The 18355-nt window shown below is 67.1% G+C and carries 9 protein-coding genes; 4 read left to right on the forward strand and 5 right to left on the reverse strand.

What is annotated here, in order from left to right:
- Window positions 1–23: 23 nt before the first annotated feature.
- Complete coding sequence (locus ACQPYR_RS39890) at window positions 24–1256, reverse strand: TetR/AcrR family transcriptional regulator (RefSeq protein WP_433624761.1); 1233 nt, start codon at window positions 1254–1256, stop codon at window positions 24–26.
- A gap of 131 nt (window positions 1257–1387) precedes the next feature.
- On the opposite strand from ACQPYR_RS39890, the gene ACQPYR_RS39895 reads away from it, so the two are divergent.
- The gene (locus ACQPYR_RS39895) at window positions 1388–2191 is read left to right on the forward strand and encodes an enoyl-CoA hydratase-related protein (protein ID WP_433624763.1); all 804 of its coding nucleotides are present in this window, start codon (window positions 1388–1390) and stop codon (window positions 2189–2191) included.
- Window positions 2192–2260: 69 nt separating this feature from the next.
- Window positions 2261–3286 carry an SDR family oxidoreductase gene (locus ACQPYR_RS39900; RefSeq protein WP_433624765.1) on the forward strand — a complete coding sequence of 342 codons (1026 nt, stop codon included), beginning with the start codon at window positions 2261–2263 and terminating at the stop codon, window positions 3284–3286.
- Here ACQPYR_RS39900 and ACQPYR_RS39905 read toward each other — a convergent pair whose 3' ends face one another.
- Complete coding sequence (locus ACQPYR_RS39905) at window positions 3287–3661, reverse strand: winged helix-turn-helix transcriptional regulator (RefSeq protein ID WP_433624767.1); 375 nt, start codon at window positions 3659–3661, stop codon at window positions 3287–3289.
- Between the two features lie 91 nt (window positions 3662–3752).
- On the opposite strand from ACQPYR_RS39905, the gene ACQPYR_RS39910 reads away from it, so the two are divergent.
- Window positions 3753–4685, forward strand: a complete 933-nt coding sequence (locus tag ACQPYR_RS39910) for a zinc-binding dehydrogenase (RefSeq protein WP_433624769.1) — start codon at window positions 3753–3755, stop codon at window positions 4683–4685.
- Window positions 4686–4695: 10 nt separating this feature from the next.
- A complete protein-coding gene (locus ACQPYR_RS39915) occupies window positions 4696–5103 on the forward strand; it encodes a nuclear transport factor 2 family protein (protein WP_433624771.1) in 408 nt (135 codons plus the stop codon).
- On the opposite strand, the gene ACQPYR_RS39920 is transcribed toward ACQPYR_RS39915, so the two are convergent.
- The 3 genes from ACQPYR_RS39920 to ACQPYR_RS39930 form a co-directional block, all read right to left on the reverse strand.
- Window positions 5100–6350, reverse strand: a complete 1251-nt coding sequence (locus ACQPYR_RS39920) for an Nramp family divalent metal transporter (protein WP_433624773.1) — start codon at window positions 6348–6350, stop codon at window positions 5100–5102. The genes ACQPYR_RS39915 and ACQPYR_RS39920 overlap by 4 nt on opposite strands.
- 119 nt (window positions 6351–6469) lie before the next feature.
- Complete coding sequence (locus ACQPYR_RS39925) at window positions 6470–7459, reverse strand: alpha/beta hydrolase (protein WP_433635370.1); 990 nt, start codon at window positions 7457–7459, stop codon at window positions 6470–6472.
- A gap of 230 nt (window positions 7460–7689) precedes the next feature.
- Entirely contained in the window at window positions 7690–18336 is a 10647-nt protein-coding gene (locus ACQPYR_RS39930) for an amino acid adenylation domain-containing protein (RefSeq protein ID WP_433624775.1), read from the reverse strand.
- Between the last annotated feature and the right edge of the window lie 19 nt (window positions 18337–18355).

Genomic DNA, 18355 nt, shown 5'->3' on the forward strand with positions numbered 1-18355 from the left:
CCGGCTCGGCAGGGGGCTAGCTGTTAGCCCAAGAGCACGGCCTCCATCAGGGCGCAGACGCGGGCCAGTTGTTCGGGCCGGGGATCGAATTTGGTCAACCGGCCCACGTCGATCACCTGAGCGATGGCGGCGTGCACGCGGAAGCGCGCCTCCACCGGATCGCCGTCGAGCAGGTTGGCCCACTCCAGTACGTTCTGGCGCTGGATGGCGCGCAGCTTGTGCTGTTCGGCCTGCGGCAGATTACTGAATTCGGCGTAGTAGACCGGCATGATCTCCGGCATCGAGAAGGTGAGCCGGGCCTGGCGGTAGGCGATGCGCCGGACGGCGTCCGGACGGCTGGTGGCCTCGGCCAGCGCCTCGGTGATCGCGATGGCCACCCGGTCGCCGGTGCGGTGGAAAGCTGCGGCGAGTAGGTCGGCCTTACTGGTGAAGTACCGGTAGACGCTGGATGCGTTGATGCCGACGGCCGCGCCGATTTCCTCGATGCTGGCCTCGTGATAGCCCTGCCTGCCGAAGATCCGGATCGCCTCGGTGAGCAGCTGTTCGCGTTTCGAGGTGACCGGCAGACCGCGGGTGGCCGGTCCGGGCTGGGGCGCGGTCGGTGCGGGCGGCAGTTCGGCGCGCAGGATCGACCAGCTCATCTCGCGCAGCAGCGGCATCAGCCGGGCGGTGGCGAGCGTAGTGCGATGCGAGGAGATGCTGGCGATGGCACTGAGTACCCCGGCGGCGAGCATGGCCACATCGGCGGGCGGTGCGGTGGGGCGCAGCTGTCCGATCGGTTCGGCCAGTGTCGCGTTGAGCGCGTCGTAGACCTTCCTGATCCGGGCGCGGTCCTCGGCCTCCAGGTAGCGCCGCTCCCAGCGATACAGTCCGGCCTCGCGGCGGATATCGATGGTGTGTTCGCTGATCGCCTTGATCAGGGCGTCGAGCCTGGCTTCGGGCTCCAGATCCGGGTTGTCGGCGGCGCGCGCGACCTGCAGCAGGTGCAGTGCGCCTTCTTCGGCGGCCGCGACCAGCAGCGCGTACTTGTTCGCGAAGTGGCGATACAGCGCGGGCCCCGAGATGCCGACCTCCGCGGCGATCTCGTCGACGCCGACCGGGTAGTACCCGCGCTCGCTGAACGCGCGCGCGGCGGCCCGGATGATCTGGACCTTGCGATCCTTCGGGCGACGCCGCACCGGCTCCGCGCCGGTCCTGCTCGCACCCGCGTCAGGCCGCGCGGAAGCGAGACCGACCTCGCTGCGATCCGCGACCATGTAGCTCTCCGTTCCGGTACGGCGCCGCTGGTTGACAGCGCCGGACAAATCATCCTAAGTTAACCACAATTCGCAAAGTTAACCATCATTCATGGGAATGCCCCCGCTGAATTCCAGACCAGGAGCACCAAATGAGCCAACCGGATTCCGCGACCACATCCGCGGGTTTCAGCGCGGTCCACGACGGCAAGGTGCTCCGGGTCACCATCACCAAGCCCAAGCGCAAAAACGCCATCGACTACGACACAATGGTCGCCCTGGGTGACACCTTCCTCGCCGCCGCCGAGGACCGCTCGGTGCGGGTGATCGTACTGACCGGCGAGGGCGGCGACTTCTGCACCGGCGCCGATCTTGCCGCGTCGGCCGCCGAGGCGCAGCGCGGCATCACCTCGGACATGGTCATGGATGTGGCCAACCGGCTCGTGAAAGCCATTGTGGACGCGCCGATTCCGGTCATCGCCCGGGTCAGGGGCGCAGCCGCGGGAGTCGGCGTCGGCATCGCGCTGGCCGCCGATCTGGTCTACGCCGCCGAGGATTCCTACCTGCTGCTGGCCTTCATCAATATCGGCCTGATGCCCGACGGCGGCGCGGCAGCCATGGTCGCCGCCGCGGCCGGACGCCCGCTGGCCGCCGAAATGGCCCTGCTCGGCGAACGACTTCCCGCGCCTGCTGCCAAGGCGGCCGGGCTGTTCACCGCCGTGGTTCCCGAGGATGAACTCGACGCGAAGGTCGAGGCGGCGGCAGCCAAGATCGCCGCGGGCCCGCGTCGTGCCCTCGAACTCACGAAGAAGGCGCTCAACGCCGCAACCCTCTCGGCACTGGACACCGCCCTCGCCGCCGAAAAAACCGGCCAGAGCGAACTGCTCCAGTCCCCCGACTTCTTCGAGGGCGCGACCGCCATGCTCACCAAGCGCAAGCCGGTCTTCGCCGACTGATCGCACGAATCGGGCGCGCCGTGATCCCGGACACAAGCGCGCCCGCACAAGCGACTATGTTGATCGGCTATGGCTTACCTGGTTACCGGAGCAACTGGGTTCATCGGTCGATTTCTTATTCCCGAGCTGCTGAAACGGGAGGGGGATATCCATGTACTGGTCCGGCCGGGAGTCGATTCCGCGGACCGATATACCTGTTGTGCTCGGGAGTGGATGGGTGGCGAGCGGGTGCGGCCGGTGCGCGGGGATATGGGCGCACCCGGGCTCGGTATCGATCCGGCGTGGATCGCCGAGCACCGAGGGTCGATCGACCACGTCTTCCATCTGGCGTCGAGCTATGACCTCGCCGAACGCGACGGCGGCACCAGACATGTCGTCGATGTCGCGGAGCAGCTGAAAGCCACTCTGCTGCACCATGTCTCGACGGTTGAGGTGGCGGGCGGGTTCGCCGGTCTGTTCACCGAGGACATGTTCGACGAGGGGCAGGTGCTGAGTTCGCCCGTGCAGCGGGCGAAATTCGAGGCCGAGAAGATCGTGCGCGAGTCCGAGTTGGGCTGGCGGATCTATCGGCCCTCGATCGTGATCGGGCATTCGCGCACCGGTGAGATCGATCGAATCGCTGGGCCGTACTACTTCTTCCGGCTGCTGCGCATGGCCGCGCAGCTGCCGAGGATTCTGCCGGTGCTGGTGCCGAAGCTGGGTGAAACCAATATGGTCCCGGTCGATTTCGTGGCTCGCGCGCTGGCCCATATCGCACACCGGCCCGACTCGATCCGCACCACCTACCACCTGGCCGATCCGCGCCGACAGAGCGCCGCCGAGGCGCTGAATCTGTTCGCCGACGAGGCCGGTGCACCGCATCTGGTGGAGGTGATGCCCAAGCGCACCCTCGAGATGATGCTGCGCGTCCCCGGCACGAGCTGGCTGCTCCCGCGCGTCGGCGTCCCCCAGGATGTGTTGGAGCACAGTGAATTCAGCTGCTGGTTCGACTGCCGCAATGCCACCGCCGCACTCGCGGGCACCGATATCAAGGTGCAGCCGCTGGCCGCCTATGCCCCGATGATCTGGAAATACTGGATCGAGAACTGGGTCTGACTACCCCGCCTGCTCGTATTCGGCTCTGGCCGCGTCGATTTCATCGATGTGTTCGATGGCCCAGGCCCGCAGCACGTCTACGGCGGCACTGAGGCTGTGCCCGAGCGGTGTCAGCGTGTATTCGACGGTGACCGGCACGGTCGGATACACCGTGCGCGACACCATGCCGTCGCGCTCCAGGCCACGCAGCGTCTGGGTGAGCATCTTCTGCGTGATGCCCTGCACCTGCCTGCGCAACTCCGAGAAGCGCAGCGTGCCCGGCTTCAGGGCCAGCAGCACGAGGCCGGTCCAGCGTTCACCGAGCCGGTCGAAAACCGCGCGGGACGGACAGTTCAGATCGAAGATGTCGTACGCCATGGGATCGTTGGTATCCACCAGGTACCTATACCACTAATTACTGCCTTCTTTCATCTGGAAACCAACCCTCTTAGTGTCGTTTTCGTCGCAACGACCAGGAGGAAGTCAGATGAAAGCCCTTGCCGCAACCGGTGATCGGACCTTGGTGCGGTTCGCCGACACCCCCGAACCCACGGCCGCCGCCGATGCCGTGATCATCCGAGTCGAAGCCTATTCGGTGAACCGCGGCGAGATTCTCGCCATGACCGGCGCCTACGGCACGCCGACCGCACCGGGCACCGTGATGGGACAGGACGTTGTCGGCCGGGTCATCACGGCCGCCGCCGACGGCTCGGGGCCTGCCGTCGGCACCCGCGTGGTCGGTCACGCCGAGGGCGGCGGGTGGGCCGAGCGGGTGGCCGTCCCGACTGCCGCACTGGCCGAGTTGCCCGACACCGTCACCGCCACCACCGCGGCAGCTTTGCCACTCGCGGGTTTGACCGCATTGCGTCTACTCCGGCACGTCGAGGCACCCGCGGGCAAGCAGGCACTGATCACCGGAGCATCCGGCGGAGTCGGTCACTACCTGGTGGAATTGGCAACGGCCGCAGGCATTTCGGTGACCGTGCTGGCGGCCTCGCCCGAACGCGGCGCCCGGCTGGCCGAACTCGGCGCGGCAGCCGTCGTCCATGATGTCGCGGACGCCGACGGTCCCTTCGATGTCATCTTCGAATCGGTCGGCGGCGATGTCTTGGCGGCCGCGCTCGCCCGGATCGCGCCCGGCGGCACCGTGCTGTGGTTCGGTCAGGCGAGCCTGCAACCGATCCGGCTCAGCTTCTTCGAATACTTGACGGTCTCGCCGTTCACACTGCGGCATTTCCCGCACTGGGTCGCCGACACCACCGATGCCGAGGATCTGCGCGTCCTGGTCGACCTGACGGCCACCGGCCGCCTGCATCCGGAACTCGGTAGGGTCGCCGACTGGGCCGAAACGGCGAGCGTGCTCACCGATCTGAACAACCGCAGGATCCGCGGCAACGCGGTCCTCACCATCGACGCCTGAAGGAGCGATCATGTCGACCACCGAGCAGACCCGCGCCACCATCCTTGCCTATATCGAGGCACTCGGATCCGGTGACGCCGAACGCGCCGCAGGCTTTTTCACCCCGGATTCGACCTGGACGCTGTTCGGTGACCTGCCGACCGCGCGCACCTGGACCGGACCGCAGGAGATCTTCGGGCAATTCGTCGCGCAGATGATCGAGCGGATGGATGCGTCACAGCCGATCGGCCAGGAGGTGCGGACCGTGCTGGCCGACGGCGCGCAGGCGGTCGCCGAATGGACTACCCGCGCGACCACCAAGGCCGGCGATCCGTACGTCAACAATGTGGCGATCGTCTTCCGGGTCGAGAACGGCAAGATCGCCGAGGCCCGTGAGTATTTCGATACGGGCTATGCGCAGCGCATGCTGTTCGCCTAGTTGCCCGTGACGGTCAAGTAAATCAGTGCCACGTTCAGCAGGCTGATGATGATGGCGACCAGCCAGGCCAGGCCGGTGGTCACCCGGTGGTTGACGTCGGTGCCCATCAGGATGCGGTCGCTGGTGAAGCGGACCAGCGGGATCAGGGCGAACGGGATGCCGAACGACAGCACCACCTGCGAAATGATCAGTGCGCGAGTGGGATCGATGCCGACCGCGAGAATGATGATGGCCGGAATCAGGGTGACCAGCCGCCGGACCAGAAGTGGAATCTTGCGGCGCAGCAACCCTTCCATGATCATCGCCCCGGCGTACGCGCCGACCGACGTCGATGCCAGACCGGAGGCCAGCAGGCCGATCGCGAGCAGCAGCGCGGCGACCGGGCCGAGCGCATCGCCGACGGCGGCGTGCGCACCCTCGAGGGTGTCGACATTCTCGCGGCCGCGCAGGGTGTTCGCGGCCATCAGCAGCATGGCCAGATTGACCGTGCCCGCGAGCACCATGGCGAGTCCGACGTCGTATCGGGTGACCCGCAGCAGCCGGGTCCGCAGCGGACCGACCTCGGGCTGACCGTGGCGGTCCCGGGCCAGCCCGGAATGCAGGTACACCGCGTGCGGCATGACGGTCGCGCCGATCATGGCCGCCGCGAGCAGCACGCTCTCCGTGCCCTGGAACCGCGGCAGCAGACCACCGACGGTGCCGGAGGCCGACGGCGGCGAAATCACCACGCTGGCCAGGAAGCCGATGGCGACGACGGCGAGCAGACCGGTGATGACCCGCTCGAACGGCTTCTGCCCGCGATGGTTCTGCACCAGTAGCAGCGCCATCGAGACCACACCGGTGATCACGCCGCCGACCAGCAGCGGCAGATCGAACAGCAGCTTCAGTGCGATCGCGCCGCCGACCACCTCGGCCAGGTCGGTGGCCATCGCGACGGTCTCCGCCTGCACCCAATAGGCAAGGCGCACCGGACGACTCGACTTGTGCCGCACCGCCTCCGGTAGCGACATACCGGTGACCAACCCCAGCTTCGCCGACAGGAACTGCACCAGCCCGGCCATCACATTGGCCATCACGATGACCCACACGAGTAGGTAGCCGAACTGGGCGCCCGCGCTGATATTCGACGCCACATTGCCGGGATCGACATAGGCGATGGCCGCTACGAAGGCCGGACCGAGCAAGACACTGACGGATCTCGCCCGGGTCGTCGCGTTCCGCGCCGACTCGACCAGGGTTGTACTCATAGAACAGAATTTTACGGCTTCCCGAACTTTTTGTTTAGCTCTATCTATAAAAAACAGACCGCCCCGATTGTGCGATAGCGCACAATCGGGGCGGTCGGCTGGAAGTCGCGGGGATCAGCTCAGATGCCGAGGCCCTTCGCGAGGGTAGGCCAGGAGGCGTGCAGCTCGTCGTTCCAGTAGCCCCAGGAGTGGGTGCCGTTGGGGCGGAAGTCGTAGGTGGCGGGGATGCCCAGCGAATCCAGCTTCGCCTGCATGTTGTGGGTGCAGTAATTGGTGCCGGCCTCGATGACACCGCCGATCAGGATCTGGTTGGCCAGACCGCCCGGGCCGGGCAGTGTGTACGGACCGTCCAGGGTGTCGTACGGGCCGGGCAGACCGCTGCCGGTCGAGATGTAGAGATCGGTGCCGCGCAGACCCTCGGCATTGACGTAAGGATCGTTCGCAACCCACTCCGGCCCACCGACCGGGCCCCACATGTTGTCGACATTGCCGCCGCCCCAGGTCTCGACGGTCAGCTTGACGAACTCCGAGCCGACCGGGTCACTGGTCTGGGCGCAGCCGCTGTAGGCCGCGGCGGCCTTGTACAGGCCCGGCTTGGCGATCGGCAGCGAGAGCACGGTGGTGCCCGAGGTGGACAGGCCCGCGATGGCATTGGTTCCGTTGGTGCCGAGCGAGCCGTCGATCAGCGGCGGCAGTTCCTCGGTGAAGAAGGTCTTCCACTTGTTGCGGCCGAGTACCGGATCATCCTTGATCCAGTCGGTGTAGTAGCTCCACTTGCCGCCGATGGGCTGGACCACATTGACGTTCTTGTCGCCGAGGAACTTCAGCGCATCGGTCTTTGCCACCCAGGACGCACTGTCCTCACCGCCGCCCGCACCGTTGAGCAGGTAGAGCACCGGACGCGGCACCGAGGCGTCGGCGGGGCGCTGCACATCGATCGGGAAGGTCCGGTCCATGGCCGCGGACCAGACATACAGGCGGATGCTGCGGTCGTCCTTGTACTCGGCCTTGGTGATCTTCGAGCCGTCCGGTGCGACCGGGTTCGCCAGCAGCGTCTTCGAATCGATGATCGGATCAGCCGTCGCGGTAGATGCGCCGAAGCCGGACATGACTCCCGCGAATACCGCGGTTGCCGCGATCACCGCCGCCGCACGTGTGCCGCGACGCCGGATCAGACTACGCATCAATTTCACACCTTCACTTCGTATCGTGATTACGGGAGGGCTTCCCCTGGCCGCGGGCATGCACCGCGGCCGACCATACGGCCTATTTAGTCGTGACGATAGTGGACATCGTTACCGCAATGTTGCTCCATCATGCCTCAGCGGCCGGAATGTGATCATGGTCGCCCCGGATATCGCTGACCGTATTCGGCCAGCCCGCCGAGGGCCCGGATCCAGTGTTCGGCGAAAGTCTTGACCTCGTCACCACCGAATACCTCGGCCGCGTAGTCGAAGCGCACGAGCAGGCCTTCGGCCGTGGCGTCGGCGGTGATGTCGAGCAGCAGATCAGCGGCCGGTGCGTCGGTGTGCACGCGCGCCGGGCGCAGATCTCGGTAACGCAACGCACACCGGCCGGCGGGGAGTGCGGTCAGGGCGGCGGCGGTATCGGGATTGAGGTAGCGCAGCAGGCCGTAACCGACGCCAAAGGACGGCACGGCTCCGGTGAGCCTTTTGACCTGCTCGATCGCGATACCCGCCGCGCGACCACCGACGAGCGCCTCCTGGATGTTCACACCATCCAGTTGCAGCGGGAGCGGGTAATCGGTGGTGAAGGCGCCGACGAGGGTATCGGTCTCGGCCATCGACCGGCTGTCGGCAGGTAGCCGGACCACCGGGCCCATGGCCTCGGTGACGGTTTCACCCGCTGAGGTGATCTGTGCGATCGCCAGCGCGGTGAGCAGGACTTCGTCGACGCCGACACCGTGCGCCGCGGCCGCGGCGACGACAGCGGCGGTGCCCTCGGTGGTGATGGTCAGCGAGACCCGGCGCCGCGCTCGCAGGTTCTTGTTCGTGGCTCCGGCCTTGGCGGCGGGGACCGCGCTCAAGGTGTGGTGCCACCACGCCACTTCCTCGATTGCTGCCGGGCCGCTCGCCCCCTCGGACAGCACCCGGAGCAGGCCGGACAGTCCGGCCTCGGGGACGGCGGGCGAGCGGTGCCTGCCACGCGACCAGGCCAGCGACAGCTTGTCGATGATGGTGCGCCAGGAGGTGTCGTCCACGACGAGGCCATTGGCGACGATGACCATGGTCGATGGCACCTCGCGGCCGCCGACCAGTACGAAGCGGATATTGCGGCCATGGACCGGATCGAGTTCGGTGGCGACGGCACGCACTACATCGTCGACCGGCGGTGGGGTCTGTTCGATGCCGTATTCCAGGCTGAGGAAGGCCTCGTCGACACGCTGCGCCTCGGCCGGGATTTCGAAGACGGGATCGGCGCCCGCACCGTCACGGTGCAGCCGGACCCACAGCATCGGATGCTGTTCGAGCACCGTATCGACGGCGAATTGCACCGCTTCCGGTGAGTAGTTGGGCGGGATCTCGAGGGTGACGACGCGCAGTTCGACACCGGAGTCCAAGAGCCGCACGGCATTCGGAGTCAGTGACAGCGGGATGGGGGCGTCGTCGGGTTCGTCGCGGCGGTGCGCGACGGCGTACTCGATCGGATCGTCGTCGTGGATGACCGCGAACGGGATACGCTCGGGTTGGACCTCGATCTCGGGTTCGTCGGCAATCTCGGGTTCGTCGTCGTCGAGGTCCAGTACCGGCGCCTCGACCGTCGGGGGCAGGTCCTCGGTCGGTGCCGGCACATCGGTTTGCACCGGGACCAGGACCGATGTCGGGTAGTCGTGGTCGAATCCGGCCGGATCGGCGAGCGGTGCCGCGTACTCGTATCCCTCCGGTGCGGCGGCGTATTCGACCGGTCCCTCGGCTTCGATTGGCTCCGCGGCATTCTCGACCGGGGGCTCGGGCTCGGTGAGCAAGGCGGCCAGGACGGGTCCGATTTCGGCGAGGGCCGCCGGTGACGTCATCAGCTCATGGGTCGCCTCGACCGGATGCTCGTTGATCGTGCCGTCGACATACGGCCGCCAGGCCCGGGATTCGGCGGTATGGCCGGTGGCGCTGAAGAAATCGAGTGTGCCGTGGAAAACCTTGTGCTGATGGTTGATTCCGAGCTCCACCGAGCGCACCGCGCCACGGTAGCTCTGACGCAGGCGTTCCGGGGTCAGCAGTGCCAGTTCCGGCGGGATATTGGCGTACAGCACCGCGAGCGCCTCTTCGGTGAGGTTGCGGATATTGCTGTCACCCAGCATGTCCGGGCCGATGCCGAGTTCGGCGAAGGCCGAGCGCAGTTCCGCCCAGAAGTCGGCGATATTGCCGCCGGTGCGGCTGTCCAGCATGGCGAGCAGTGCGACTTGCGCACCTGCGGACTGCAATTCGACGGCGACCGCGTGGGCCAGCGCACCGCCTAGCGACCACCCGAGCAGCCGGTACGGCCCCTCTGGCTGCACCGCGCGGATCTCCTCGACATAGCGCCGAGCCATGGCATCCAGCGAATCCGGCCGGAAGTCGGATTCGGACAGCGCGGGCGACTGCACACCGAAGATCGGGCGCTCGGCGGGCAGATACTGCGCGAGACCGGTATAGCACCAGGACAATCCGGCCATCGGATGGATGCAGAACAGCGCTTCGCCGGTACCGTGGCGGATCGGCAGCAGCACGTCGAGTGCGGCCTCGGCGTTCAATCCGTATTCGTAGGCCTCGGTTTCGTCGGCGGCCATGATGCGCTGGGTGAGCGCCGCGACGGTCGGATCGGTGAAGAACCACTGCACCTGGACCGCGATGCCGGTCAGCTCGCGCAGCTTGTTCACCGCGCGCATGGCGGCCAGCGAACTGCCGCCGAGTGCGAAGAAGTCGTCATCGGAGCCGACCAGGTCGAGGCCGAGTACCTCGGCGTATACGTCGGCGACGGCCTGTTCCTGCGGGGTCGCGGGCGCGAAATAGGGACGCGGGGCGAGTTCGGGTGCGGGCAGCGCCGCGCGATCGAGCTTGCCGACCGGGGTCAGCGGCACGTGGTCGAGGACCACCACCGCCGAGGGGACCATGTGCCGAGGCAGACTGCGCGCGGCGTATTCGGTGAGCGCGCCGGTATCGATGGTCCGCCCCACCACCGGAAGCACGTAGGCGACGAGAATCTTTTCACCCGTCGGGTTTTCCCGACCGATCGTGACGGCGAACTCGACATCGTCGTGCCCACCCAACACCGCATCGATCTCACCGAGTTCGATGCGCAGACCGCGGATCTTGAGCTGGAAGTCCGTCCGACCGACGTATTCGAGCTCCCACTCCCCCGGTTCGCCGACCCAGCGCACCAGATCACCGGTGCGGTACATCCGGGCACCGGGCGGACCCCACGGGTCGGCGACGAAACGTCCCGCGGTCAGCGTCGGGCGGTCGTGATAGCCGCGTGCCAGCGCGTTGCCACCGAGATAGAGCTCGCCGACCGCACCCGGCGGCACCGGGCGCAGCCGCGAATCCAGCACCACCATCGGCGTTCCCGGCACCGGGCCGCCGATCGTAATGCGCCCTCCGGCGATCATCTCGCTCCAGGACGCGGCCACCGTGGCCTCGGTCGGACCGTAGCCGTTGATGAAATGCCGTCCCGGCTGCCATTTGGCGACCAACTCGGGCGAACTGGAATCGCCACCGCAGCACAGGAATCGGAATTCGTCCAGACCGGCCGGATCGACGGTGCCGAGCACGGCGGGGGTGAAGATCGCGTGCGTGACCCGCTCGGTGCGCAGCAGCGCGGTCAGCTCCGGTCCGCCGAGGATGGTGGACGGCACGATGACCAGTGTCGCGCCGTTGTGGAAGGTGCACAGCCACTCCAGAATCGACGGATCGAAGCTCGGCGAGCACAGATGTAGGAACCGATGCTGCGGACCGAGCTGGAACACGGCGGTGGCGTTGTCCACGGCACCGCCGACCCCGACCTGGGTGACGGTGACGCCCTTGGGTGTGCCCGTCGACCCGGATGTGTAGATCACGTACGCCGGATGCTGCGGCAGCAGCGTGCGCAACCGCTCGGCATCGGTGATCGGCGATGGCGACTTACCGGCCACGGCCGCGTGGATCGCGGGATCGTCGAGCTGTAGCCAGCTGGTTTCGGTCGACTCCTCGGGCAGCCGCTCGGTGTAGGTGGAGGTGGTGATGCCGAGGACGGCACCGGAATCGGTCACCATGTGCCGGATCCGGTCCGTCGGATAGGTCGGGTCGATCGGCACGTGCGCGCCACCGGCCTTGGCGATGGCCCAGAAGGCCGCGACCATCTCCAGCGAACGCGGGAAGGCAAGGGCGACAAGGCTCTCCGGGCCGACACCCCGATCGATCAGCACCCGAGCCAGCCGCGACGAGTATTCGTCCAGTTCGCGGTAGGAGATCGAGCGACCGGCGGTGCGCACCGCGACATGTTCGGGATCGACGCTGACCGCGCTGGTCAGCAGGTCCGGTAGCAGCCGGACGGCGGGTGTCTCGCCGCGCCGCACCGGTGTCAGCGCCTGCTCTTCGGCGGCGCCGAGCAGCCGCAGGTCGCCGATCGGGGCATCCGGCCGCGCGACGATCTCGGTGAGCAGCCGGGTGAACCGGGCGGCGAACATCTCGACCGTCTTGTCGTCGAACAGGTCTCGCGCGAAGTTGAACTCACCGCGTAGGCTCTCCTCGGCGGTACCGGGGGCCCACATGGTCAGCGAGAGATCGAATTTCGCGGTGTCGACTGCGAAATCGAAGGTCTCCGCACGTAATCCGGGGAGCTCGAAGGTGCTGGTCGGCAGGTTCAGATACGACATCGACACTTGGAACAGCGGGTGCCGAGCCGTGGAACGCGGCGGGTTCAGCAGTTCGACCAGCCGCTCGAACGGCAGGTCGGCATGCGAAAAGGCTTGCAGGTCGGTGTCTTTGGCATGGGCGAGCAGATCACCGAAGGTACGGTCGTCGGGCACTGGTAGCCGCAGCACCAGCGTATTGACGAACATGCCGATCATGTCGTCGAGCTCGGCCGCGCCGCGACCGGCGACCGGGGTGCCGATGGCGATATCGTCGGTGCCGGATATGCGCGCCAGGAATACCGACAGCGCGGCGTGCACCACCATGAACATGGTGGCGTTGTGCCGGCGGGCCAGGCGCATCAGCCCGGCGTGCACCAGCGGGTCGATCTCGAATTCGGTGCGACCGCCCGCGAAGGTCCGCAGCGCCGGGCGCGGCCGGTCCGCGGGCAGGTTCAGTTCGTCGGGCAGATCGGCCAGCGCCGTCCGCCAATATGCGACCTGTGCCGAGATCAAGCTCTCCGGATCGTCCTCGGAGCCGAGCACATCGCGTTGCCAGACACTGAAATCCGCATACTGCACCGGCAGCGGTGACCACGAGGGCAGCTCACCCGCGCTGCGGGCCGAGTAGGCCAGCATGACGTCGCGGACCAGCGGCGACATCGACCACCCGTCGGCGCCGATGTGATGGGCGACGAACACCAGGATGTGATCACCACTATCGAGCCGGAACAGGGTGGCGCGGAAGGGTACCTCGACGGTGACGTCGAAGCCCGCCGCGACGATCTGCTGCACCTGCTGCAGCGCATCCGATTCCGCGATCGGAATCGGGACCAGATCGATCGGCACTTCGTTGGGCGCGAGCACCTCCTGCACCGGACCGTCGGCGGTCTGCGGGTAGAAGGTGCGCAGCACCTCGTGCCGCGCCACCATGTCCTCGACCGCCGAACCCAATGCGGCGACATCGAGTTCACCGGAGAGCCGGATCGCCACCGGAATGTGGTAGGCCGCCGAGTTGGGATCGAACTGGTTGATGAACCACATCCGCAACTGCGCCAGCGACAGCGGGATCTGCTCCGGCCGCAGTCCGGCCAGCAGCGGCTGTCGCCGACCGGAACCGGCATGGGTTTCGACCTTGGCGGCGAGTCCGGCCACAGTCGGCGTCTCGAAGATCGAGCGCACCAGCACCTTGGTATCCAGCGCGTCGCCCACCCGGGCCGCCACCTGTGTGGCAAGCAGCGAGTTACCGCCCATGGCAAAGAAATCGTCATCGCGTCCGACGCGCTGCACGCCGAGCACATCGCCGAAGACACCTGCCACGATCTCCTCGACCGGCGTCGCAGGCGCGCGGAAGACCTGGGCCTCGAACTCCGGTTCGGGTAGCGCGGCGCGATCGAGCTTGCCATTCGCATTGCGCGGCAAGGCCGTCAGCGTGACGAACGCATTGGGCATCATGTACGACGGCAGCACCGCGGCCAGCGCGGCCTTCAGTTCGGCGACCACGACCGGCATCGCCTCGTCGGCAGGCACGACATAGGCCACCAGCCAATCACCGATCCGCGCATCGGATTTGACGAGCACCGCGGCCTGCGCGATCTCGCGCCGGGCGAGCAGTGCCATCTCGATCTCGCCGAGTTCGATCCGGAAGCCGCGGATCTTCACCTGGAAGTCGGTGCGGCCGTGGTATTCCAGCTCACCGTGCTCGTTCCAGGACACCAGGTCGCCGGTGCGGTACATGCGAGCACCGGATTCGAATGGGTTGGCCACGAACCGTTCCGCGGTGAGGTCGGTCCGCCCGAAGTAGCCACGTGCCAATTGTGCACCGGCCAGGTACAACTCGCCGGATACGCCCACCGGCACCGGCCGCAGGCGCGAATCCAGTACGTAGACACGGCTGTTCCACTCCGGCCCACCGATCGGCACCGAAACCGCGTCGGCGTCGGTCACCCGATGGTTGGTGATCGAGACCGCGGCTTCGGTGGGGCCGTACAGGTTGAACAGGTCCGCGCCGTAGCCCTGGCGGAATCGCTGCGCGGTGGCGGCCGGTAGCGTCTCACCGATGGCCAGCACCCGGCGCAGCGATCGGGACAGCTGACCCATCGACAGCGCGTCCAGCATCGACGGCACCACATGCAGGGTCGTCACCGACTCGCGCGCCATCAATTCGTTCAGATAGGCCGGATCCCGATGACCATCCGGCGCGGCGACGACCACCGTGCCACCGCATATCGCCGCCGTCCAGAACTCCCAGACCGACAGGTCGAAGGTGGCGACCGTCTTGAGCAACAGCACATCATCGGCTCCGAGGCCGAATTCGGCCGTCTCCCAGAGCAACTGGTTGACGATCGCGCCGTGCGGAACCGCGACGCCCTTCGGCTGCCCGGTCGAACCCGACGTGTAGATCACGTACGCGGTATTGCCTGGCAGCAGTGCGCCACGGCGTTCGTGCGCCGCGAGCGGAGCGTCCGAGTAGCGCGACAGGTCGAGCTCATCGATCGTCACGGAATCGACGGCGTCGGTGTGGAAGCCGTCTTGCACGGAGCTCAGCAGGCAGACCGGTTGTGCGGTTTGCAGGATGTGCTCGACGCGTTCGACGGGTTGATCAGGATCGATGGGCACATACGCCGCACCGGATTTCGCCACCGCGTACATGGCGACGATCAGATCGATGGACCGGCGGATGCCCAATGCCACCCGGTCCTCCGGGCGCACACCGCGCTCGATCAGGTACCGCGCCAACCGGTTCACCCGGGCGTCGAGCTCCGCATAGCTGAGCTTGCGCCCCGGCTGATCGGATACCACCGCCACCGCATCCGGCGCGGCGGCCACCGTCGCATCCAACAGCGACACCAGCGTCGCGGTCGCATCGATCGGATGCGCGGTGTCGTTCCAACCCGCCAGAATCCGCGAACTCTCGTCAACGGCGAGCAGATCGATCTCGCCGACCCGCACCGACACATCGTTGAGCACGGCGTCGAGCACCCGGACGAATCGGTCGGCGAAGCCTTGCACCGTCGACTCGTCGAATAGGTCGGTGGCATAGCCGAAGTTCGCCACGATCCCGGCGGGCGCGCCGTCGTCGGTGTAGCGGTCGGCCAGCGAGATGTGCAGATCCGTCTTGGCCAGCTGCAGATCGAAATCGACCGTGGCGACCGAGAGTCCGGGCAGCTCCAAGGTGGTCTCGGCCAGGTTCTGGAAGGAAAGACCCACCTGGAACAGCGGATTGCGGGCGATCGAGCGAACCGGATTCAGCGCCTCGACGATTCGCTCGAAGGGCACATCGGCATTGGCGAAGGCCTCGAGATCGCGCTCGCGCACGTCGGCGAGCAGGGCGGCGAAGCTGTCACCGGGACGCACCCGCGTCCGGAACACCAAAGTGTTGACGAACATGCCGATCAGATCATCGAGTTCGCGCTCGCCACGACCCGCGATGGGCGTACCGACCGCGATGTCGTCGGTGCCCGACAACCGGGCCAGCAGCACTGCGAGCGCCGCATGCACGACCATGAACAGCGAGGCGTGATTGGCCCGCGCCAGCGCATGCAGTTCCGCGTGCCGATCCGCCGAGATCTCGAACCGCACCAACCTGCCCTGGAACGATTGGGCAGGCGGGCGCGGACGATCGGTCGGCAGTTCCAACTGGTCCGGCAACTGCGCCAAGGTCCGTCGCCAGTAGGCGATCTGCTGTGCGGCCGGCGATTCCGGATCGTCCTCGTCACCGAGTGCCTCGCGCTCCCACAGCGCGTAGTCGGCGTACTGCACCGGCAGCGGCTGCCACAGCGGCGCCTGCCCCTGCACCCGCGCGGCATAGGCGACCATGAGATCGCGGGCGAGCGGTCCCATCGATGCGCCGTCGGCCGCGACATGGTGCACGGTCAGCGCGATCACATGCTCGCGCGGCGCCAGGCGGAAAAGCTCGACCGCGACCGGAACCTCGACGGTCACATCGAAGGTCAGCACCGCGAAATCGATGAGCCGACGTACCAGTTCGTCCTCGGCCACATCGACCGGCACCATGGCGAACCGCGTGTCCGGCACCGGATGGATGACCTGATGCGGCCGCCCGCCGATGCTCGGATAGGTGGTTCGCAGCACCTCGTGCCGGGACAGCACATCGCCGATGGCCAGCCCGAGCGCCGCCGCATCGAGCTCACCCGTGAGCCGCACGGCGAGCGGAATATTGTCCACCGCCGAGGTTTCGGTATCGAACTGGTTGAGGAACCAGTACCGCTGCTGCGCCAGCGACAGCGGAATCAGTTCGGGCCGTTCCCCCGCGACCAGCCGCGGCCGACTCCGGCCGGATCCGGCGGTGCGTTCGACCACGGCGGTGAAGGCGGCGACCGTAGACGCGTGGAACAGATCGCGGACCGCCAACTGCGTATCCAGCGCGGCATCCAGCCGTGCGGTCACCTGGGTGGCCAGCAGTGAATTGCCGCCTAGCTCGAAGAAGTCGTCGTCCAGGCCGACGCGCGCGACACCGAGCACATCACCGAAGGTGCCCGCGACGATCTCCTCGACCGGTGTGGAAGGTGCGCGGAACACCTTGGCCTCGAATACCGGTGCGGGCAGCGCCTTGCGGTCCAGTTTGCCCATCGGCGTCAGCGGCACCTTGTCGAGCACCGTGATGCACGCGGGCACCATATGCGCCGGCAATTTCCGCTCTACCAGGGCCTTCAGCTCCGCCATATCGACGGTCAGCCCGTCGATGGGGTGCACATAGGAGGCCAGGACGGTGGTACCGCTGTCGAGTTCGTGCCCGACGGTCACCGCGAAATCCACATGGTCGTATGAGCCAAGTACCGCGTCGATTTCGGTGAGTTCGATGCGGAAGCCGCGGATCTTGACCTGGGAGTCGTTGCGGCCGAGGTACTCCAGTTCGCCGGTCGCGGTCCAGCGCACCAGATCGCCGGTGCGGTAGAGCCGGGTGCCCGGTTCGAACGGATTGGCCACGAATCGGGCGGCGGTGAGCGATTGTTGGCCCAGGTAACCGCGCGCGAGTTGCGCACCGGCGACATACAGTTCGCCGACCACCCGGTTCGGCACCGGCACCAGCCGATCATTGAGCACATAGGCGGCGATGCCGTGGATCGGCGAGCCCAGGGTCACCGGCTCCCACGGCACCATCGGCGCGGTGATATTGGTGGCGATGGTGGCCTCGGTCGGACCGTAGGCATCGAAGAATTCGCGCAGCAGCCCGCCCGCGATCGGTAATACCCAGCGCCGCACCAACTGCGGCGGGCAGGCCTCACCACCGGTCACCACGACCCGCAGTTCGTCGAGTCCGGCGGGCTCCACCGAGGCCAGGGCCGCAGGTGTCACGAAGGCGTGGGTCACCCGCTCACGCCGCAGCACCGCGGCCAGTTCCGCGCCACCGTAAACAGTCGGCGATACGACCACCATGGTTGCCGCGCCGCCCAATGCCAACAGCAGTTCCAGCACCGACGCGTCGAAGGACGGCGAGGCGAAATGCAGTGTCCGGGCCGCGCTCGTCACCCGGTATCGGGTCCGCTGTTCATCGCAGAAGCCGGATAGTCCCTGATGGGTGACCACCACGCCCTTGGGGACGCCGGTCGAGCCCGAGGTGTAGATGACGTAGGCCGGATGCGCGCCGTGCAGTGGTCGCACCCGATCCTGATTGGTCACCCGGTCCACCGGATACCGCTGCAGCTGTTGGGCGGTGATCGGGTCGTCGAGCATCAGCCATTCGGCACCGCTTGCGACTGCTTGCAGGTCGCTCGAAACAACACGGCCGGGCAGGCCGCGGCGGACCGCGGCGACGGTCAGGCCGAAGCTCACACCGGAGTCGGTCAGCATGTGCGCGATCCGATCCGCCGGATAATGCGGGTCCACCGGCACGAATCCGGCGCCGGTCTTGGCTACCGCCCAGACCGCGAGCACCGAATCCACCGACCGCGGCACGGCCACCGCGACCAGATCCTCCGGTCCGACGCCACGATCGATGAGCAGCCGGGCCAGCCGGGTCGAACGCTCATCCAGCTCGGCGTAGCTCAACCCGCCGGAGGTGGCGGCGGCATCGGCGAATACGACGGCGAGGCCGCCGGGATTCGCCTCGACGGCGGCCGCCATCAGCTGCGGCAGGGTGATGACGCGCGTCCGCTGTGTCCGTGTCCGAGCCGGCCGCACCCGAGCCTGGCGCGTCACCTGCTCACCGCTTCCTCAT

Source organism: Nocardia sp. CA-120079 (genome assembly GCF_050955745.1).
GTDB lineage: Bacteria > Actinomycetota > Actinomycetes > Mycobacteriales > Mycobacteriaceae > Nocardia.